This is a genomic window from Micromonospora sp. AB353 (assembly GCF_049538395.1).
In the GTDB taxonomy this organism is placed as follows: Bacteria; Actinomycetota; Actinomycetes; order Mycobacteriales; family Micromonosporaceae; genus Micromonospora; species Micromonospora aurantiaca.
This window is the reverse complement of the sequence record NZ_JBMVFV010000034.1, coordinates 28770-46644: the sequence shown is the minus strand read 5'-3', so window position 1 is coordinate 46644 and position 17875 is coordinate 28770. Positions and strand designations below refer to the sequence as shown.

Below are 17875 nucleotides of genomic sequence, written 5' to 3'. Positions count from 1 at the left end.
CGCGACATGTCGGAGCACTCAGCGAACCCCTCAGCGGCCCCCGGTCGCTCCCGCGCGGTCAAGGCCGTGATCCCGGCCGCCGGCCTGGCCACCCGGTTCCTGCCGGCCACCAAGGCGGTTCCCAAGGAACTGCTGCCGGTCGTGGACCGGCCGGTCCTGCAGTACATCGTCGAGGAGGCCGCGCAGGCCGGCATCGACGACATCCTGCTGATCACCGGTCGCGGCAAGACCTCGATGGTGGACCACTTCGACCGCCGGCCGGACCTGGAGGAACGGCTCGCCAAGAAGCCCGAGCTGCTGGCCGAGGTCAAGCGCACCGAGGAACTCGCCGCGATCTACACGGTCCGCCAGCCGGAACAGCTCGGTCTCGGCCACGCCGTCGGGTACGCCGAGTCGCACGTCGGCGACGCGCCCTTCGCGGTGCTGCTCGGCGACGAGTTCGTCAAGCCGTCCGAGCCGCTGCTGCCGGCCATGCTGGAGCTTCAGGCCCGCACCGGCGGCGTGGTGCTCGCGTTCTTCGAGGTCGACCCGGCCGAGACCAGCCGGTACGGCATCGCGTCGGTCGAGCCGGCCGAGTCGGAGTACGCCGACATCGCCGAGGTCGTCAAGGTGACCGGCATGGTGGAGAAGCCGAGCCCGGAGGACGCCCCCAGCAACCTCGCCGTCCTCGGCCGGTACGTGCTCCCCGGGAGGATCTTCGACGCGATCCGGCGTACCCAGCCGGGCAGCGGCGGCGAGATCCAGCTGACCGACGCGATGGAGCTGCTGCGTACCGAGGGGGTGCCGGTGCACGCCATCGTCTACCGGGGCACCCGCTACGACACCGGCATGCCGCTCGGCTACCTCCAGACCGTGGTGCAGATCGCCGCCGAGCGGGACGACCTGGGCGCCGAGTTCCGCAAGTGGCTGACCGAGTTCGTCAACAACGGCGACGAGACGGTCACCGCCGCCGTCCTCAACGGCATCCGCGACGCGTCCGGCGGTGCCGATACATGACCGCGACGGCCGACGCCGAGGCGGCCGCGAACGAGTTGACGCCGCTCGCCGACTACCTGGGCAGTGTGCTGCGCAGGTTACGCGCGCTGCCTCCACTCGACCTCGACCTGACCCAGGCGTACGGCAACGTGCTCGCCGAGGACGTGGTCGCCCCGCACTCGTACCCCGCCTTCGACCAGGCGGCGGTGGACGGGTACGCCGCGCGCTGGGAGGACATCTCCGGTGGGAGTCGGGGGCCGGGCTACGTCCCGGCCCCCTCCGGTATGCCCGGCGGCCGCAGCATCCGCCTCAACGTGGTGGGTGACCTGGGCGCGGCGAGCTGGCGGCCGGTCCGGCTCACCCCCGGCTCCTGCTTCTCGGTGGCGGCGGGCGCGCCGCTGCCGATCGGCGCGGACGTGGTCGTCCCGGTGGAGTGGACCGACCAGGGCATGGCCGCCGTCGAGATCTTCCGCGCCCCCAAACGGGGGTACGGCCTGCGCCGCGCCGGGGAGGAACTGGTCGCCGGCACGCTGCTCGCCCGCGCCGGCGCGTACGTCTCACCGGCCCTGGTCGCGGTGTTCGCCGCCACCGGCATCGGGCACGTGGTGGTGCGACCCAGCCCGCGCGTGGTCATCGTGGCCACCGGTGACGAACTGGTGGACGTGGGCCGGGGCAGCCAGCCCGGGCAGGTGGTGGACACCAACTCGCACGCGCTGACCGCGGCGGCGGCGGAGGCGGGCGCGCTCGCGTACCGGGTGGGGATCTGCGACGACGACCCGGAGGCGCTGCGCGGCCTGCTGGAGGACCAGACGCTGCGCGCCGACCTGATCATCACCACCGGCGGCACCGGCACCGGCCCCGGTGACATGGTCCGCCGCATCCTGTCCCGCCGTGACGGCGGCCGGGCCGGACCGGTCACCTTCACAGAGGTGGCCCTCTATCCCGGAACGGCCCTCGGGTTCGGTACGGTCGGCGCCGAGGAGGTGCCGGTGGTGTGTCTTCCCGGTGAGCCCGGCGCGGCGCTGATCGGCTTCGAGGTGCTGGCCCGGCCGGCCATCCAGCTGCTGGCCGGGGCCGAGCCGGTGTTCCGGCCGAGCGTCCGCGCACACCTGCTGGAGACGGTCTCGTCCCCGGTGGGGCTGCGCGAGTTCCGGCCCGCGCACGTGGCCGAGCGGCGCGGCGGCGGGTACACGGTGCAGCCGCTCGCCGGTGGCCCGTACACGCTCTCCGGCCTGTCCGACGCGAACGGCCTGCTGGTGCTCGGCGAGCGGGTCACCACCGCTGCTGCGGGGTCTACCGTGGATGTGCTCCTGCTGGACCGGCGCCGGTGAGCGCGAGGAGTGAGCTTGCGAGCCCCGCAGTCGCGAACGGAAGGCCGGCTCGGTGAGGTTCCGGCGGGCGCCGGGGTGGCCGGCGGTGCTGGTGGACGGCCCGGTGGTGCTGCGGCCGTACCGGCGTTCGGACGCCGCCGCCTGGTCGGAGGTCCGGCGCGCGAACCGGGAGTGGCTGGCGCCGTGGGAGTCCCATGTGCCCGGCGGCTGGTACGAGACGAACTCGCCCGCCGCGTTCCGCCTGGTGCACGCCGACCAGCGCAAGTCCGCGCGTACCGGTGAGGGCATGCCGTTCGCGGTCTGCCTGCGCGAGAACGGGCAGGAGCGGCTGGTCGGCCACGTGAACGTGGGCAGCATCGTGCGGCGCGCGTTCTGCTCCGGGTACGTGGGCTACTGGGTGGACTCCCGGGTGGCCGGTCGTGGCGTGATCCCGACCGCTGTGGCGCTCGCCGTGGACCACGCGTTCGGGCCGGGCGGTCTGCACCGGATCGAGGTGAACATCCGGCCGGAGAACGTGCCGTCCCGGCGGGTGGTGGAGAAACTCGGCTTCCGCGAGGAGGCCTATCACGTGCGCTACATGCACATCGACGGCGCGTGGCGCGACCACATCGGATACGCGATGACGGGCGAGGAAGTCGTCGCCGAGGGCGGCTTGCTGGCGCGGTGGCACCGCGTACGTGACAACCGCCGCTGAGGCGAACGCCCGGCGCGGCGCACTGTGAACCGGGTCGGCGGCCCGTAACCTCAAGTAACTGCAAGCTGTGGCAAGCGCTGCCAGCCCGCACGAAGTGCGCCGTAAACGACGGTCGACGGAAGAAGTTGCGGCGGCGCGGCGCTCGCCTCGAACTTTGGTGACGGGAGGGGTGAGGGTGCCCACGTCGGTGCTCCTCGCCGTCCTCGCCGCCGCCGGTCTGCTCGCCCTCGCTCCGGCGCTGGTCCGCCGGTACGACGCCACCGAGCGGCTGGTGGCGGAGCGGGCGCAGTCGACGGCGCGGGTGCTCCAGCGCCAGCGTCGACGGCGCACCGTGCCCGGGCGGCGACCGCTGCACCCGCCGCGCTCCCTCGTCGTGACCCTCAGTGAAGACTCCGACACGGGTAGTCTTGCTCGCCCGGTCTCCGCGCCGCCGCTGCGCCGGCGCTCCGGGCGGCTCCGGCCCGTCTCCGCGGTGCCGGCCCAGTCCCGCCGACGGCACCCGCCCCGCCGACGGCACACTCCGGCGATCTACCGCCGGCGCCGGGTGCTGGCCGCGCTGCTGCTGCTCAACCTGGTCGAATTGGGCGGCGTGGTGCTCGTCGGACCCGGGTTCTGGATCAGCGTCTCGGTCACCGGCACGCTGCTCGTCGCGTACGTCGTACACCTGCGGCAGCGCGCCCTGGCCGAGCGCCGGCGGCGGCGTGCGGACGCCCGCGAGGCGGCCTGGCTGGCCGCCCGCCAGGCCGAGGTGCGCCGCGAGCAGGCCCGGCGCGCGGCGGCCCGGCGGGAGGCGCAGCGCCGGCTGGCCGCCCAGCGCGAGGCGGTCCGGCGTACGGCGATGGGGCTGGACCGTCCCGCGGACCTGCCACCGGCGGCGAGCGGCGGCTCGGTGTCCTACCGGCGGGCGGGTGGCCTGCGCGGACGCCCCTACCAGTCCGGCCGAGGCGCCTGACCGTCGTGCCGGTACCTTGCTGGTGGCGATCTTGGAAGGTTTGGGCCCCTCCGGGGGCCTTTTTCTTCCAAGATCTACGGGGCGGCGGGGCGGTTCGCGTCGTGGGGGCGCGACCTGTTAGCCTTGTCGTCGGCCCGCCCGGTGAAAGCCGGGTGGGACCGACGCCGGTTCGCCGGCGGAGGGGCTGTGGCGCAGACCGGTAGCGCACCTCGTTCGCATCGAGGGGGTCAGGGGTTCAAATCCCCTCAGCTCCACCAGTAACACCGTTGAGCAGGGGAAATGCCGCTAGCAAGATCAGCGGGCACAGATCCGGCACAACTCAGCGAGAATCCGGGGCCTTCGGGCCCCGCTTTCGTTTGGCGCTCGCCTCCCGTAGCGCACCGCTGATGATGTTGCGGCGGCGGTCCTTCTTCGGCCACCAGTGGACGTAGGTCTCCAGCGTGATCCGCAGGCTGGAGTGCCGTAGCGCGTTCTGCACGTCCGTGGGGTCGGCACCCGAGGTGATCAGGCGGGTGGCGAAGTAGTGCCGCAGGGAGTGGAAGGTGCCCTCATCGGGCCAGCCAGCCGCCCTGCACCACCCCCGCCACATCTTCGACCAGCGCTGGTCATGGATTGGCCGGCCCAGCTCGTCGGTGAACAGCAGCGGGACCAATCGGCGCTTGGGCTCCCTGCCCGGGTCGGGAGTGCCGGCGGTGATGTCCGGCAGCTCGACCAGGGCGGGCGGGTAGGTACGGACGTGCTGGGCGAAGACGGCCGCGACGTGGTCGTCCAGGTCCACATCACCGACCGAACCGGCCTTCGGCGGAGCGAGGTAGAAGCCGCCGTAGGCGACCTTGTGGAACCGCAGTTGCTGCACCACGTGCAGTTCCTGCCGCTGCGGGTCGATGCACCGGGTGCTGTCCTCCAGACCGAGGACTTCCCCGAGCCGCATCCCCTCACCCGCACCGGCCCAGATGGCCGCTTGATACTCGTCGGGCACCGCGTCTACCAGGGCCAGGACGTCATCGTCGGTGGGCACCCACTTCGGCGAGCGGGAGAAGCCCCGCAGGATCGCGAACAGCCGGATCGACTTGCACGGGTTGTCGGGGATCACCTTGTCGGCCACCGCCGAGTTCATGATGGTGTTGAGCAGGTCGAAGTAGGTCTTCACCGACGATTGCGCGACGTTGTTGCGCAATAGCGTGGCCACCCACTCCAGGACGTCGGTGACGGTGATCGCCCGGATCGGCCGGTCGCCGAAGTGCGGGTAGTGGTGGTGACGCAGCCGGGATTCGGTGTGGCGCTGGTAGTCGAGGGCCTGCCCGATCTGACGCGACAGCCGCCACCGCTCCCCGTAGTCCTGAAAGGTCAGACGGCGCTCCCCCTGATCGATCCGGACTTCCTCGGCGAGACCCGCGCGTGCCTTGGCATCCCAGGCTTCCGCGTCGACCTTCCGATCGAAGAGGCGTTCCCGCGCCTCGCCATTGCGGTCGACGTATCGACAGCGCCACCGCTTTCCGCGCCCGTAGCGCTTGGACTTCAGACGCTCGTTGTTCGGACCACGCTTGCTCAGGTACCACAGATCATCGATCGGCATGTCAGGCCGCCTGTTCTTCGAGCCATGCCCGGACGTCGGCGGGGTTGTAGCGCAGGTGCCGGCCGACCTTTGAGGCGCGGGGGCCGGTGCGGCGGTGCCGCCACTGGTAGAGCGTTCCGACGGGAACACGGAGGAACGCGGCCGTGTCGTGGATCGACCACAGTTCCGGCAGCGGGGTCGGGGTGGGTGCGGTCATCGTGGCTCCTTCCTGGTGATGGTGATGTAGGCGCGGCTTTCGCCGCTGTAGTCGGCGGTGCGGGTGCTGGTGCGGCAGGTGACGCGTTCGCGCCCGCCGTGGTGGGCGATGAGCTGGGCTGCGATGGTGGCGGCGTGGGTGGTGACGGTGGCGGTCGGGCCGATGAGCCGGACCGCGACCAGGGGGCGGGGGCGTGTGGGCATGGGTGCTCCTTCCGGGCCGGGTGGTTGGGGGTGTTGCGTGCGCTGTGGAGTTGTCAAGGAACGGCTACACGTGGCGTTGACACGTACGTGTCAAGCGGCCAGGGGTCGGGCCGCGCGAGCGGCGGTGAGTTCGTCGGCGAGGGCGTCGAGTCCGGCGTGGTGTCGGGCGCGGGCTTGGGCGGCGGCGGTGTTGGCGAGTAGGGCGTCGCCGGTGCTGATCCAGCCGGTGGCGTGGTAGCCGAGTTCGTAGATGACTTGTTCGGCTTGTTGGTCGTCCCAGGTGTGGGGGTGGCCTTCGGTGCGCCGCCAGATGGTGCGCTGGTGGCGGATGAAGCCGAGGGTGGCGGAGAAGGCGCGGCTCTTGGTGGTGATGTGGCCGCCGTAGCCGAACTGGTGCGCCCACCGGCGAAGGCGGGTGTAGTCGGGGTGTTCGCCGATGTCCCAGCAGGCGCGGATGAGGCGGCCGAGGTGGGTTGCCGGGTCGCCGTGGACGTCGACGGTGAGGTCGTCGACGCGGCGCAGGGTCAGGCCGGTGACTTCGGTGCTCTTGGTGACGTACTTGGCGATGTAGCCGGTGATCTGGGCGAGGTTGACCTCACCGCCGGGGGCGTTGACGTGCTTGACGTCCAGGCCCTTGTGGCCCCAGGCGATGTGCCATCCCTGGCCGCCGTTGGCGGGGTGGCCGGCGGAGGTGTAGGAGGTCTTGACGAATGCCGCCCGTGCCGCCTGTTCGAACATGTCGCGGGTGATCTGGCGGGGTGGTGGGACGATCGCGCCGGGGCAGTCGGGGTTGTGTCCGTCGAGGCGGATCAGGGCGTGGTAGTGGACCACGCCGCGTACCTGGAATTCGTAGACCTTGATGTAGCGGCGGCGCAGCTCGACGCCGTGGGTGCGGCCGAGGCGGCGTAGCTCGCGGTCGACTTGTTGGATGGTGCGGCGCCACAGCTCGGGGGCTTCGTGGTTCCAGACGACTTGGGCGGTGTGGTCGTAGCAGTCCAGGCACAGCGGCTGCCCGAGCTGCCCGTCACCGGCCTTGTGTCGCTGTCCGCAGCGCAGGTCGCGGCCGTGGGGGCAGGTTCGGCCGAAGGGGTGGCAGACGGAGGCGCGGCAGGTGCAGCCGTCCTTCTTGCGGCAGTCCGCGGCGTGGACCTTCACCACCCGGTGGTGCACCGGCCCGAACGACGGGGCGGTGGCGGTGAGGAAGAGGGCGATGTGTTCGTGCAGCGGCGGTAGTCCCCACCGGTCGCCTTGGAGTCCGGCTTTGATGAGGTGGTAGGTGTCGCGGCGGTAGACCTCGGCGCAGGACGGGCAGACGGCGGCGCGGCGGTTGCCGCAGGGGGTGTAGATCGCGCCGTCGGGCATGGTGTCGGTGTCGATGGTGACCATGCGGTTGCCGTCACGGTCGTTGACGTGGATCTGCCCGGCCAGCCGGATCGGGTGCTTGCAGGCCGAGGCGGCGCGGACGTGGCCGAGCCAGTCCGGGTAGTCGGGATCCTGTGCGCGGGCACGGCCGGAGGCGACGGTGCGGGGGTCGTGGCCGCGCACCCAGCCGTCATCAGCGCGGCGGGTGGAGGTGGGTACAGCCCAGGGCCAGTGGCCGGTGTCTGCGTCGGCGGAGGCTCCCGTACCCGGGACCGTAGTGGTCCCGGGTGCGAGAGGCAGCGTCGAGGAGGTCACGCGGTGGCTCCCACGGCAGTGCCGTTGTGGGTCTTGTCGTTGATGGTCGGTTGGGTGTGGAGGGCCGTCAGGAGGTCGGCGGCCGTGTGGGTCGGCACGCGCAGTCGCACGGCGAGCTGGCCCGGGTTGATCGGTTCACCGTGGGCCTTTTCGTGCGCGGCGGCGACGAGCCGGGCGTTGGACAGCAGCGCGGGCGGCGGGCCGGTGGTGACCGGTGCCGCAGGTGCCGGGATCGGGTCCGTGGCGGTGGTGTCCGGGGTGGGCTCGACCGTCGTCGGGGTGTCGGTGTCCTCGCCAGAGGTGGGCGGGTTGACGGGTTCGATAGGACGCAAATCGGGGCTGGGGTTGGTGGCCGGGGTCGCGGCGGCCGGGCGGACCAGCGGCGAGGCGGGGATGTCGGATGACGGGGCCTCGGCGGTGGTGGCCGGCGCAGATGCCGGGACGAGATCAGTGGGCCGGGTGGTGCGGTTTCCGGTGGCGAGTAGCGCGGCGGTGGCCATGAGCATCAGGCCATCCACGGCGAGGGGACCGAACCAGACGACGAGGGTTTCCTCGTTGTAGTGGTCGAGCAGTCCGGACAGGTGCCGGTAGGACACGAACGCGGCGACCAGGGCCACGGGCGGCAGCCCGACCCAGCGCAGCACGTTCCAGCCCCAGCCGGTCGGCCAGGGCGTACGAGCGAGGATCTCGATGGCGATGAACAGGAACAGCGGCCACACGACCGCAGAGACCACCGCACCGGGTTCCGGCGACCAGTCGGCCGGGGCGTCCTTGGGTGCGATGAACGAGTGGGCGATGTTGGCGGCGACGGAGACGAGTCCGCCGGAGAAAGCGCCGATGTAGGCGTAGACGCGGCCGTTCTTCTTGGCAGTCATGACGCCGCCTTGGGGGCGGGGTCGGCGAACAGGGAGAATCCGAGGATGACGGCGTTGACGTAGCCGCTGTTGCGCAGGTGGTTCATGACGACGGTGACGTCATCCATCGAGCGGATGGGCCGCTTGCAGGGCCACTCGATGCTCATGAAGCCGATGCCGGTCGGCGCTTCGTAGCTGAACGAGATCATGTAGCGGTACATGGCGTGTCCTTTCAGAGGCAGGCGATGAGGAGGGCGGAGGCCCACAGGCAGGCGTGGTGGAGGGCTTGGTCGGCGAGGTACATGCCGCAGATCGGGGTTTGCCGGTCGGCGAAGGCGGCGGAGCCGGTGGCGCGCAGGATCAGGCGGACCGTCCAGCGGCGGTCGAGCAGGGCGTGGGTGATGGCCGAGAAGGCGATACCGGCGATGAGTCCGAGCGCGGACACCGGCAGGTCGAGCAGGACGACGGTGACGGCGAGCATGACCGCGACGGTCAGGTGGTAGGTGGCGACGTGGGTGAGGAGGTGACGCCAGCCGGTCCAGCCGGGCGCGGCCTTTCCGCAGGCGTCGGCGTCGGTCTGAACGATGTGGTCGGCCAGGTGGTGGGCCGGGATCAGCACGGCCGTGACGACCGCGAAGACGAGGGCGGAATTCATCGGGAGACCTCCGTGCAGTCGAGGCAGGTGCCGGTACGGCGGGGGATGTAGTAGGGCTTGACCTGGCCGCAGTCGGGGCAGGTGCGCCGGGCGGTGAGCGCCTTGTCGATGGCCGCCAGTTGGGCGGCGGTTGCGGTCCGCTTCGGGACGGCGAGATCGAGGCGGTAGAGGTAGGCGACGCGCTTACCGCGACGCCACAGGATCTGCGCGGCGGGATCCTGGCCGCCGGGGCGCAGCTGTCGGGCGCGGAGCTGACGGCGGGTCAGCAGGTCGCCGGGAGCGAGCTTGAACGGGTAGGTCGGCAGGCCGTAGCGCTCGCCGGTCGGGTCGTAGAACACCATCGGGTCGTCCTCCGAGTCGTCGGCGTCGTCCTGGTCCTGGTGGTCGTCGCCGGTCGTGGTGCCGGTGGCGAAGGTGGGGTGTTCGTAGGTGTCCCGGTCGATGTCCTCGGGCAGGAACGCCGCCGAGCAGACGGCGCAGACGATCGGCCCTTCTTCGAAGGCCGTGGCGGAGATGCGCAGCTTGCGGGGGCACTCGCATTCGCAGGAGACGCCGTTGTTGTTGTTCGTGCGCTGCTTGCCCTCGCCGGTGGGTTCGGGGTGGCGGTAGAAGCGCAGCGCTTCGGTGAGGTCGGTGATGACGGCCCGGTAGCGGGCGCGGGTGATGTCGGTGAGGGTGCAGGGGGAGTAGCCGAGCTTGTCGTCCTTGGTGGTGGACATGCCGAGTTCGGCGGCGAGGGTGGCGAAGCGCTTGTTGTGCCAGCGGCCCTGCCGGGAGGTGTCCTGGATGCCCCGGACGTCGGCCAGGGCGTGGGTGGCTTCGTGCAGGAGGGTGGTGAAGACGGCTTCCGGTTCGCGGGACAGCCCTTCACCGGAGATGAGGATTTCGGGGAGTTGGGTGTCGCCGTGCTGCCAGCGCAGAGCGGCGAAGTGGCCCCACTTCATGCCCTGGTTGGGCTTGGTGGGCGAGCCGGAGCCGACGACGAGGACGACGGCCGGGATCTCGGTGTGCTGGGCGCGGATCGCAGCCCACGCGGATTCGAGCACGCCGACGAGGGCGGCGGTGGAGACAGGGTTTTGACACGTACGTGTCAGGTCGGTGATGTGGGCGGCGGTGCTCATGCGGCCCTCCGGATGGTGTGCGTGCGGTAGGCGATGGCGGCGGCGCACAGCGCCTGCGTGACGTGGGCCGGGGTGCGGCCGGGGGTGGTCTCCCAGGCGAAGACCGGGGCGTGCTGGCCGTCGTGGCCGACGGCGATGAGGTAGGTGTTGAACCACTCGACGGCGGCGCTGTAGGTGTGCTGTTCGGCGTCGGTGATGCCGGTGAGGTACCAGCGGGGCCGGCCGAACACGGCCGCGCGGATCGCGCCGAGGATCGACGCCGGGTACAGGCCGGTGCGGTGACAGGCGCACTTCGCGGTGCACCCGTCGTGGGCGTCGTAGAGGCCGGTCGGTGTCCAGCCGTGCTGGGCCAGGTAGAGGGCGGCGCGGTCGAGGATGGCGTGGACGTTGCCGGTCGGCAGCGCGGTGACGGTGCTCATCGGGCACCGATCCAGGCGAGGAAGCCTTCACGGGTCGGGTGCTTCTCGGCCCAGACGCAGGCGTCGGCGTAGGTTTCGAGGTCGTCCTCGGTGGCGTGGGTCCAGTCGTAGTTGTCGGCGGCGGCGCGCAGTGTGGTGATGACCTGCTCGGCGGTCTGGTCGTCGCGGTCGTTCCAGTCGATCGCGTCCGTAGGAGCGGTGCTCCAGTCGTCGCCGTAGGCGATGACCCCGAGGTCGGTCAGGTAGTCGGTGAGGTAGTCGATGGCGCGGGTGCAGTCGCGGGCGCCGGTCCCGTGGGTGGCGGGGATGGTGATGAGGCGGCCGTGGGCGGCCATGCCGATCGCGCCGACGGCGCAGGCGGGCGGGAAGGTGCCGCCCTGGTTGCTGTAGTAGGTGCCCTTGATCCAGCCGTGGATTTCCAGGTAGCGGGCAGCGCAGCGCAGGGTGTCGGCCGGGGTCAGGTCGGCCAGCGCGCCGGGGGTGGTGGGCTGTTTTTGGGTAGGGTTCATGGCGGCCACGTCCTTTCGTGGGCGGTGGTTGGGTCGGCGGACCGGGCAGCTTTCTCAGGGCATTGGCCGGTCCGTCGGCCGCTTCTATCGGTGGTGCAGGTGGAGCCGGAGGAACACCCGCTGCCGGTCGTCATGAGGGCCAGCGGCGGTGGGTGCGGAGCGGAAGACGAGTACGCCCGCGTTGCGGGTGATGGCGGTCAGCGCGGCGATGTCCTCACCGGTGCCGACGAGCACCAGGTCCACGACGCGGGTCGGGACAGCGGTCCGGGTGCTCATGCCGCCGCTCCGATCTCGGAGCTGTCGTGGCGGCGGGTCCAGGCGGCGTAGTCGGCGACGCGGATGATGTCGGTGTCGCTCATGTAGGCGGCCTTGACGCGGTTCGGGATGCCGCCTTCGGCGATGAGGAAGCCTTCGCCCTGGTTGTTCGGGTCGATGGTGTTGGAGGAGAAGCCGCGGGCGTACCAGCCGTGGCCGAGGATGATGTCGCTGGACACGTCGTTGGTGCAGCGGCCGGCGAACCGCCACGCGAACAGGTCCCGCAGCGACGGCGGGATGATGTCCGACGAGGGTCGCTGCGTCGCGGCGGCGACGATGATCCCGACGGCGCGGCCCCGGGCCACGATGTCGCGCAGCAGCGCGGCGAACAGTTCCTGGGTCTTCTTGTCCCCGGCGGTGGCGGAGAAGTAGGCGATCTCGTCGCAGGCGACGAGGATCTGACCGAACACGTCGTTGCGGCCGATCTTGCGGCGGCGGCGCGACATCAGGAACGAGTAGCGGTTGTCCATCACCGTCTGCACCCGGCGCAGGGTGCGGATGGCGTGCTCGATGTCCGGGCCGACGAACACGTCGGCGGCGTCCTGCCACAGACCGAGTTCGACCTGCTTGCCGTCGAGCAGGCACAGCCGCACGTCCGGGCACAGGGCGGCGTGGCCGACGATGGTGTTCAACAGGCTGGACTTACCCGCGCCGGGCTCACCGCCGATGAGGATGTTCCGGTAGATCATCGGCAGGTAGACGGCCTGGCCGAACTCGTCGATGCCGAGGAACACCGGGTCGAAGATGGACAGGCCCGCGCCGACCGGCACCGTGTCGGCCGACGTGGCGGGTAGTTCGATGGTGTCGGTGAGGTCCATGACGGGCTCCCGGTGGGTCGGTTGACACGTACGTGTCAAAGGCGGGTGAAGGTGGGAAGGGCGCGGACTCTCGACCCGGTAGGGGTGCGTGGTCCGCGCCGTCCCGGCGGTCAGGCGTAGTCGGAGGGGTCGAACCCGTTCGGGCTCGCCTCGGTGGTGGGGTTGCGCGGTTTGCGCGGCCGAGGGGTCTCGGCGGTGAGGGTGGCCGGGGTGTCCGGCACGTCGGGCAGGTCCAGTCCGACAGGCGGCATGCCCGGGGAGGTGGGGGCGTTGGCGGGCATGTTCGTGGGGACGTGGTCCGGCAGCGGGGACACGATGGTTGCCGCGAGGGGTTCGCGGCGGGTGATGTCCAGGCGGATCAAAGCGGCGTAGCGGCGGGAGGCACGCATAACGCGGACCTCGCTGGCCCAACAGGCGACGGCGAGCTTCTGCACCTGGCCGTCCTGCTCCAAGTCCCGCAGGGACAGACCGGGACGCAGCCACACCCACACCCGCTCACCGGCCGGGGTCGGCTTCGCGGGCAGGATCAGCGGCAGCGAGCCGTGCCGGTTGGTGGCGATGAACGCGGCGAAGCACAGCCGCAGCCGGTGCCGCACCACCAGGCACCACACGAGCGCCATGACACGGCGGCGAACCGGGCCGACAGCGGCCGGCACGCCGACGACCAGGGCGACGACGAGCAGCGACCCCCACAGCGGGGTCGACTGCATCAGCGCAGTCCAGCCGTAGACGGCGGCCAGGCCGAGCCCGATTTCCGGCAGCCAGTGCCAGAAGACACGCAGGACCGGCCACGCCACGACCAGCGCGAACACCACCGCGCCAAGCACAGCGCCGAGCACGACGCCAAGCAGTCCACCCAGGATCGGGTGCATGTACTCAGAGGCCACCATGGCGGCCAGGAGGCCGACCACCCCGAGGGTGACCCAGAACGCGATGATGGCCCGACGACGGTAGGAACGGGCAATCGGAGCTTCGATGACAGTGACGTTGCCCCCACGGTTCGACCAGCCGAACGGGGACCGCGACGTAGACTTGGACACGACAAGTCCTCCCAACACGGGACCGGAGTTGTTGACAGGACGCGGGCTCGCAGACGACGCCAATCACCAGCGAGCCCGTGTCCACCACTACTTCTGTTGGAGCAGATGACACGCCCGCCGCTAGGCGGCGGTGTCCAGCGGCGTCAGACCCGAGGCCCGAAACGCCACACCCGAACGGACCTTGCCGTCCCGGTCGTTGACCCAGGGCAGCGCCTCCAGGTCCACCGGAACCACCGGCTGACGGACCGTCACCGGCGGCATCACCGGGTTCACGACCGTCACGTTGATGACCTCCGCAGCACCCTCCGACAGGGCGTAGAGGTGCACCGTCCACATCGGGTTCTTCGTCTCCCGGTCGAACTTCTGCTGACCGTTCTGGTCCAGCTTCGGCACCGGGTTCACCGACACCTCGTACGACACCCGCGAGGTGTCCAGCAGCAGACGTCCCATGACTGACTCCTTCAACTCGTGAGCTGAGCCCGTATCGCCGGGCCAGATACGTCCTCCCTGGACGGCAGCTCTCCTGGAATCAGAGTGCGTCGATCGGTAGTGACGAGTTCACCACGAGATATGGACGACTAGGGACGTCCTTGCTAACGTAAGTCGTCCCTGAAGTCGTCCCGTTGTTCAGGAGCAGGAGCGTCCATGCCGAACGACCGTCTACGCAGCAGGATGCTGACGAAAGGGCTGACGCCTGGGGCACTCGCGGAAAGACTTGGTGTCGACCCGAAGACCGTCGAGCGGTGGATCACCCAGGACCGGAACCCATACCCGCGCTATCGCCACACGATTGCTGAGCTGCTAGACGAGAGCGAGTCCTACCTCTGGCCGGACGCTCTGCCGGCGCAGCGAGCGGCGCAGGTCAGCCAGTCCGAGGTGGTCCACATCTACCCTCGCCGCGGAGCCGTCCCGACGGACCTCTGGCAGCAGCTCTTGGAGAAGGCCACCCGACAGATCGGCGTCCTGGTCTACGGCGGCCTGTTCCTGCCCGAGTTCAACCACCGATGGGTGCCGACGCTTCGCGAGAAGGCGCTCGCAGGCGCCCAGGTGGAGTTGCTATTCGGTGATCCCGACGGCAAGCACATCGCCGAGCGGGGGAACGACGAGGGCATCGGCGCTGCCATGTCGAGCAAGATTCTGAACGCGCTTGCCTTCTACAAAGAGCTACGAGACCTGGACACCGTCGGGATCTACTACCACGACACGATCCTCTACAACTCCATCTACCGCTTCGATGACGAGATGCTGGTTAACACCCACCTCTACGGCACACCCGCCGCCTACGCCCCGGTGCTGCATCTCCGGCGCATCGGCGGAGCGGAGCTGTTCGACAACTACGTCGCCAGCTTCAAGCAGGTACTCGGAAAGAAGCGGGCCGTCTGGCCTGAGCACTGAGTTGCCGCCGATGAGAGGCTAGGACCATGGCCCGGACCGAGCACTTCAACGACCCGAACGCCCCGAAGCCGAACAGCATCGTTGTCGCGGTCACCGTCTTCGTGCAGGACGAGCTGGGCCGGGTACTCCTCATCCAGCGGACCGACAACGGACTCTGGGCCCTGCCCGGCGGCGGCCAGGACTTCGGGGAGTACATCGCCGAGACGGCCGTCCGTGAGACGCGGGAGGAGGCCGGCGTAGAGGTAGAGGTGACCGGCGTGGTCGGGATCTACACCAACCCGAACCATGTGGTCGAGTACAGCGACGGCGAGGTGCGACAGCAGTTCTCGATCTGCTTCCGAGGGCGCTACGTCAGCGGTCAGCCGACGCCGAGCGACGAGTCCTCGGAGGTCCGGTGGGTCGCACGCGAAGAGCTGGACGACCTCACGATCCACCCTTCGATGCGGCTTCGGATCGATCACGGCTTCGAAAACCGGCAGCACCCGTACATCGGCTAGGCAGTAAGCCGTTCTTCCGTCCGACGGACAGCCTCTAACAGCGGCGCTTCCGCCTTCACCCAGAAGCGCGTTACTAGGTCATCCGGTCCGTATCGCTCGCGGATCTCCGCCAGCCGTTCATCTACGGTCAGGTCTTGACCGTCTGGCCCGGTAGTCATGTCGGCGAACCAGAGAGCGTCGGACGTCGGTGACTGTTCAAGGGGAAACTCCGCCATGAGAGCATGCTTCAACCCTCGTTCCTCAGCTTCGTAAGAGGCGCACGAGTGATGGGCGACGAGGCTCGCCAGACGCGGCTGGAAGCCATGCCGGAGCAACCATCTAGCACCATCCAGGGCGTGGAAGCCGGTGTCAGTGACGTTCGGGGCGTAGCCGATGTCATGCAGCCACCCAGCAGCTGCGAGCAGTTCCGCGTCATCGCCAACGAGTCGGCCAAGGCTCTCAGCCTTCGCTCCGACAGCCTGCACGTGCTTCCACCTACGAGGGAGAGCTGTCGACAGGCATTGCTCAGAGAGGTGAGCGGCTCGGTGAGCTAGATGGTTCACCGTGTCAGGCTACGGCTCTGGCGCTCGCAGTTGTAGAGGCTGACCAGGCCCTCATGCAAGTCGAGAGGCGGGCACTTGCCCGTTGCGTTTCTGCGGTGAGAGCGTGCTCCCGCCGCTGCCGCCCACTTGCCTCGGTGATCCGGTGGACCCGGAGTATCCTCACCTGGTGGTCACGCCCGATGACGTACAGCAACTCCTGACCCTTGGCCATGAAATTCGCTCGTTTGAGGTCAAAGGCCCGGGCGACCTAGACAACAAGGCTTACTGTGCAAAAGTTGCCCGAGCAGCGATTGCCCTCGGCAACCTCCGGGATGGAGGGCTGATCTGCATCGGCATCGATGACAAACGCATGGTCGATATGCTTCCCGGCCTGAGCGCCACGCAACTTAGCGGGTGGTCCGACTTCGATAACGTCAACGACGCGCTGGCTCGGTATGCCGATCCGCCAGTCGCGTTCCATCTTTATCCGATTCAACTTGTCAACGGTATCGATGTGGTGGCGATTGAAGTTGCGGAGTTCGAGGATATTCCTCACCTATGCCGGCGAGACTACCAAGACATCCTGCAGAAAGGCATGATGTACGTACGTCCACGCGGCAAGCCGGAGTCCGTCCCCGTTCCGTCCCCAACTGAAATGCGGGAAGTGCTTGACCTGGCAATCACCAAGGGCGTGCGAGAGTTCATCCGCAGAGCTGGCGTGGCTGGGGTCCACTTGACTGCTGGAACTGAGGAAAACGAACGGGAGCAGTTCCTAAAGGAAGCCGAGCGTGCTTGGGCCGATCCGACAGCCGTGGCAGAGCAAGTACTGCTGCTAGGCCATACTGATGTTGCCATCCAGCCCGGTCCTTACATGCGTAATCGCGTATCTCCGGCCAATCTCGAAGAATATGTGTTGCAGAACGTCGTCCGACTTCGCGGCTGGCCCGTTCCCTTCGTGGAAACCCGTACCCCGATCGTGCGACACGGAGAATGGATCGGTCAAGATATTGGGCCGGGGGGTGTCCCGCACCTCGAATCGTGGCGTGCGTGCACGAGCGGTCAATTCCTGCATCGGCGCGCATTAGCTACCGACCTTGAGGAAAGCCCGTACCTCAAACCGCACGTGCCAAACGCCTCTGGAGCCGTTGCCGTTTGGGACGTTCTTCTCTATTCAGTTGAGGTGGCCGAATTTGCTGCTCGAATTGGGACTCGGCTGGAGTGTGAAACGGTCACGATTTCTGTCGCTTTGGCTCAAATCGGCGGTAGGCAGCTGATATCGGGCAGCCCTGACCGGGAGTTGAACGACAACTACGTCGTGAATGCTCGAACGCTGGAAGCGATCGAGACCCTTGAAACGGCCCGCCTAATCGAAAATCCCCGCAGAGTTGGCGTACAGATCACGCAACAACTGCTTCGCCAGTTCGGCGCGAACATCAGTGACCAAGTCCTGAGCGATTGGCAAGATCAAGTCTTCGGCAATCGTTGACTCGCCTCGCCAGAAGGGACTCGCACGCGCGAGCTATGCGGCCAAACCGCGCGCATACGCGGGGTGACCGTCCCACCTTTGATCCGGTTCGCTCCCGCGACCAGTGGCTAGGTGTCTCAGATCAGTTGGCGGACGAGTGCTGCGCATTAGCCGGCGGAGGACAGAAGCCGGTGAAGGACAGAAGCAGGCGAAGAAGCAGGCGAAGATGCAGGCGAAGATCTCTGTGAGAACTTTCTGTACGGGATCAAGGCGGCCCGCTTCGCGGACCGCTCGCGCCGCCGAACCTGGGCCGGGCCGATGGCCCGCCGCTCGCGCCTTAGGCCTTCGGCCACAGCGCGATCGGTGATAGCCCGCCGGCGGCGCGACATACGAAGAAGCCCCGGGCCGCCATGATTGATGGCAGTTCCGGGGCTTCGCGTTGATCGAGACACAGGCAGTGCCTCCGGCGGGGTCCTCGGGCACTCCGGGATGGTGGCGCCATCCCGACAACCTTCGTCCGGGCGAAGCCGAGCAGGTGGGGCCTGCCCGGTCAAGGTCGTTCAGACGTTGGGTGCTCCACCTTGACCGGGCAGGCCCCACCTGATCCACGGTGTGCGGACGAAGGCCGACGGGATGGCTGGGAGGGGCAGTCGGGGGAGTGG

At 69.0% G+C, this 17875-nt stretch carries 22 protein-coding genes and 1 tRNA gene; 8 read left to right on the top strand and 15 right to left on the bottom strand.

The window, feature by feature from the left end; all coding sequences use genetic code 11:
- Positions 1 to 6 precede the first annotated feature (6 nt).
- From ACPCK6_RS16095 to ACPCK6_RS16075, 5 genes are all read left to right on the top strand, one after another.
- Entirely contained in the window at positions 7 to 996 is a 990-nt protein-coding gene (locus ACPCK6_RS16095) for a UTP--glucose-1-phosphate uridylyltransferase (RefSeq protein ID WP_396879828.1), read from the top strand.
- On the top strand, positions 993 to 2306 hold the full coding sequence (locus tag ACPCK6_RS16090) for a molybdopterin molybdotransferase MoeA (RefSeq protein ID WP_135243213.1): 1314 nt from the start codon (positions 993 to 995) through the stop codon (positions 2304 to 2306). The genes ACPCK6_RS16095 and ACPCK6_RS16090 overlap by 4 nt, the downstream gene beginning before the upstream one ends.
- 52 nt (positions 2307 to 2358) lie before the next feature.
- Positions 2359 to 3000 (top strand): GNAT family N-acetyltransferase, encoded by a 642-nt coding sequence (locus ACPCK6_RS16085; protein WP_396879829.1) that lies wholly within the window; start codon positions 2359 to 2361, stop codon positions 2998 to 3000.
- Positions 3001 to 3169: 169 nt separating this feature from the next.
- Entirely contained in the window at positions 3170 to 3952 is a 783-nt protein-coding gene (gene sepX, locus ACPCK6_RS16080; RefSeq protein ID WP_186461620.1) for a divisome protein SepX/GlpR, read from the top strand.
- A gap of 180 nt (positions 3953 to 4132) precedes the next feature.
- Positions 4133 to 4209, top strand: a tRNA-Ala gene (locus ACPCK6_RS16075).
- Positions 4210 to 4271: 62 nt separating this feature from the next.
- On the opposite strand, the gene ACPCK6_RS16070 is transcribed toward ACPCK6_RS16075, so the two are convergent.
- The 14 genes from ACPCK6_RS16070 to ACPCK6_RS16005 all read right to left on the bottom strand — a co-directional run bounded on the left by ACPCK6_RS16070 (position 4272) and on the right by ACPCK6_RS16005 (position 13785).
- Positions 4272 to 5528: a tyrosine-type recombinase/integrase gene (locus ACPCK6_RS16070; RefSeq protein ID WP_423481508.1), complete on the bottom strand. Its 1257-nt coding sequence runs from the start codon at positions 5526 to 5528 to the stop codon at positions 4272 to 4274.
- 1 nt (position 5529) lies between these two features.
- On the bottom strand, positions 5530 to 5724 hold the full coding sequence (locus tag ACPCK6_RS16065) for a helix-turn-helix transcriptional regulator (RefSeq protein WP_423481507.1): 195 nt from the start codon (positions 5722 to 5724) through the stop codon (positions 5530 to 5532).
- A complete protein-coding gene (locus tag ACPCK6_RS16060) occupies positions 5721 to 5927 on the bottom strand; it encodes a hypothetical protein (RefSeq protein ID WP_423481506.1) in 207 nt (68 codons plus the stop codon). The genes ACPCK6_RS16065 and ACPCK6_RS16060 overlap by 4 nt, the downstream gene beginning before the upstream one ends.
- Positions 5928 to 6017: 90 nt before the next feature.
- A complete protein-coding gene (locus ACPCK6_RS16055) occupies positions 6018 to 7472 on the bottom strand; it encodes a replication initiator (RefSeq protein ID WP_423481505.1) in 1455 nt (484 codons plus the stop codon).
- A gap of 128 nt (positions 7473 to 7600) precedes the next feature.
- A complete protein-coding gene (locus tag ACPCK6_RS16050) occupies positions 7601 to 8479 on the bottom strand; it encodes a hypothetical protein (protein ID WP_423481504.1) in 879 nt (292 codons plus the stop codon).
- Positions 8476 to 8679 carry a hypothetical protein gene (locus tag ACPCK6_RS16045; protein ID WP_396796456.1) on the bottom strand — a complete coding sequence of 68 codons (204 nt, stop codon included), beginning with the start codon at positions 8677 to 8679 and terminating at the stop codon, positions 8476 to 8478. Before ACPCK6_RS16045 ends, ACPCK6_RS16050 begins: the two co-directional genes overlap by 4 nt.
- An 11-nt stretch (positions 8680 to 8690) precedes the next feature.
- Positions 8691 to 9113, bottom strand: a complete 423-nt coding sequence (locus ACPCK6_RS16040; RefSeq protein ID WP_357137263.1) for a DUF3307 domain-containing protein — start codon at positions 9111 to 9113, stop codon at positions 8691 to 8693.
- A complete protein-coding gene (locus ACPCK6_RS16035; RefSeq protein WP_423481517.1) occupies positions 9110 to 9454 on the bottom strand; it encodes an RRQRL motif-containing zinc-binding protein in 345 nt (114 codons plus the stop codon). The genes ACPCK6_RS16040 and ACPCK6_RS16035 overlap by 4 nt, the downstream gene beginning before the upstream one ends.
- A gap of 776 nt (positions 9455 to 10230) precedes the next feature.
- On the bottom strand, positions 10231 to 10653 hold the full coding sequence (locus ACPCK6_RS16030) for a DUF6197 family protein (RefSeq protein ID WP_423481503.1): 423 nt from the start codon (positions 10651 to 10653) through the stop codon (positions 10231 to 10233).
- Positions 10650 to 11162 carry a DUF6197 family protein gene (locus ACPCK6_RS16025; protein ID WP_423481502.1) on the bottom strand — a complete coding sequence of 171 codons (513 nt, stop codon included), beginning with the start codon at positions 11160 to 11162 and terminating at the stop codon, positions 10650 to 10652. The genes ACPCK6_RS16030 and ACPCK6_RS16025 overlap by 4 nt, the downstream gene beginning before the upstream one ends.
- 84 nt (positions 11163 to 11246) lie before the next feature.
- On the bottom strand, positions 11247 to 11438 hold the full coding sequence (locus tag ACPCK6_RS16020; RefSeq protein WP_423481501.1) for a hypothetical protein: 192 nt from the start codon (positions 11436 to 11438) through the stop codon (positions 11247 to 11249).
- Positions 11435 to 12295: an FtsK/SpoIIIE domain-containing protein gene (locus tag ACPCK6_RS16015; protein ID WP_114918888.1), complete on the bottom strand. Its 861-nt coding sequence runs from the start codon at positions 12293 to 12295 to the stop codon at positions 11435 to 11437. The genes ACPCK6_RS16020 and ACPCK6_RS16015 overlap by 4 nt, the downstream gene beginning before the upstream one ends.
- Before the next feature lie 110 nt (positions 12296 to 12405).
- Entirely contained in the window at positions 12406 to 13335 is a 930-nt protein-coding gene (locus ACPCK6_RS16010) for a hypothetical protein (protein ID WP_423481500.1), read from the bottom strand.
- Positions 13336 to 13455: 120 nt separating this feature from the next.
- A complete protein-coding gene (locus ACPCK6_RS16005; RefSeq protein WP_208576504.1) occupies positions 13456 to 13785 on the bottom strand; it encodes a hypothetical protein in 330 nt (109 codons plus the stop codon).
- Between the two features lie 195 nt (positions 13786 to 13980).
- On the opposite strand from ACPCK6_RS16005, the gene ACPCK6_RS16000 reads away from it, so the two are divergent.
- Together ACPCK6_RS16000 and ACPCK6_RS15995 are read left to right on the top strand one after the other, a co-directional pair.
- Positions 13981 to 14730, top strand: coding sequence for a helix-turn-helix domain-containing protein (locus tag ACPCK6_RS16000; RefSeq protein WP_358193583.1), 750 nt, complete (start codon positions 13981 to 13983; stop codon positions 14728 to 14730).
- A gap of 26 nt (positions 14731 to 14756) precedes the next feature.
- Complete coding sequence (locus tag ACPCK6_RS15995) at positions 14757 to 15227, top strand: NUDIX hydrolase (RefSeq protein WP_423481499.1); 471 nt, start codon at positions 14757 to 14759, stop codon at positions 15225 to 15227.
- Here ACPCK6_RS15995 and ACPCK6_RS15990 read toward each other — a convergent pair.
- Positions 15224 to 15691: an HDIG domain-containing metalloprotein gene (locus tag ACPCK6_RS15990; protein ID WP_423481498.1), complete on the bottom strand. Its 468-nt coding sequence runs from the start codon at positions 15689 to 15691 to the stop codon at positions 15224 to 15226. The genes ACPCK6_RS15995 and ACPCK6_RS15990 overlap by 4 nt on opposite strands.
- Before the next feature lie 244 nt (positions 15692 to 15935).
- On the opposite strand from ACPCK6_RS15990, the gene ACPCK6_RS15985 reads away from it, so the two are divergent.
- Positions 15936 to 17234, top strand: coding sequence for an AlbA family DNA-binding domain-containing protein (locus ACPCK6_RS15985; protein WP_423481497.1), 1299 nt, complete (start codon positions 15936 to 15938; stop codon positions 17232 to 17234).
- Positions 17235 to 17875 lie beyond the last annotated feature (641 nt).

Bases quoted from the DNA above. Each gene is read 5' to 3' on its own strand.
- ACPCK6_RS16095 (WP_396879828.1), top strand. From the start codon at position 7: ATGTCGGAGCACTCAGCGAACCCCTCAGCGGCCCCCGGTCGCTCCCGC.
- ACPCK6_RS16045 (WP_396796456.1), bottom strand. From the start codon at position 8,679: ATGTACCGCTACATGATCTCGTTCAGCTACGAAGCGCCGACCGGCATC.
- ACPCK6_RS16090 (WP_135243213.1), top strand. From the start codon at position 993: ATGACCGCGACGGCCGACGCCGAGGCGGCCGCGAACGAGTTGACGCCG.
- ACPCK6_RS16065 (WP_423481507.1), bottom strand. From the start codon at position 5,724: ATGACCGCACCCACCCCGACCCCGCTGCCGGAACTGTGGTCGATCCAC.
- ACPCK6_RS16030 (WP_423481503.1), bottom strand. From the start codon at position 10,653: ATGAGCACCGTCACCGCGCTGCCGACCGGCAACGTCCACGCCATCCTC.
- ACPCK6_RS16000 (WP_358193583.1), top strand. From the start codon at position 13,981: ATGCCGAACGACCGTCTACGCAGCAGGATGCTGACGAAAGGGCTGACG.
- ACPCK6_RS16050 (WP_423481504.1), bottom strand. From the start codon at position 8,479: ATGACTGCCAAGAAGAACGGCCGCGTCTACGCCTACATCGGCGCTTTC.
- ACPCK6_RS16005 (WP_208576504.1), bottom strand. From the start codon at position 13,785: ATGGGACGTCTGCTGCTGGACACCTCGCGGGTGTCGTACGAGGTGTCG.
- ACPCK6_RS16040 (WP_357137263.1), bottom strand. From the start codon at position 9,113: ATGAATTCCGCCCTCGTCTTCGCGGTCGTCACGGCCGTGCTGATCCCG.
- ACPCK6_RS16035 (WP_423481517.1), bottom strand. From the start codon at position 9,454: ATGGTGTTCTACGACCCGACCGGCGAGCGCTACGGCCTGCCGACCTAC.
- ACPCK6_RS16070 (WP_423481508.1), bottom strand. From the start codon at position 5,528: ATGCCGATCGATGATCTGTGGTACCTGAGCAAGCGTGGTCCGAACAAC.
- ACPCK6_RS16020 (WP_423481501.1), bottom strand. From the start codon at position 11,438: ATGAGCACCCGGACCGCTGTCCCGACCCGCGTCGTGGACCTGGTGCTC.
- ACPCK6_RS15995 (WP_423481499.1), top strand. From the start codon at position 14,757: ATGGCCCGGACCGAGCACTTCAACGACCCGAACGCCCCGAAGCCGAAC.
- ACPCK6_RS16015 (WP_114918888.1), bottom strand. From the start codon at position 12,295: ATGGACCTCACCGACACCATCGAACTACCCGCCACGTCGGCCGACACG.
- ACPCK6_RS16060 (WP_423481506.1), bottom strand. From the start codon at position 5,927: ATGCCCACACGCCCCCGCCCCCTGGTCGCGGTCCGGCTCATCGGCCCG.
- ACPCK6_RS16025 (WP_423481502.1), bottom strand. From the start codon at position 11,162: ATGAACCCTACCCAAAAACAGCCCACCACCCCCGGCGCGCTGGCCGAC.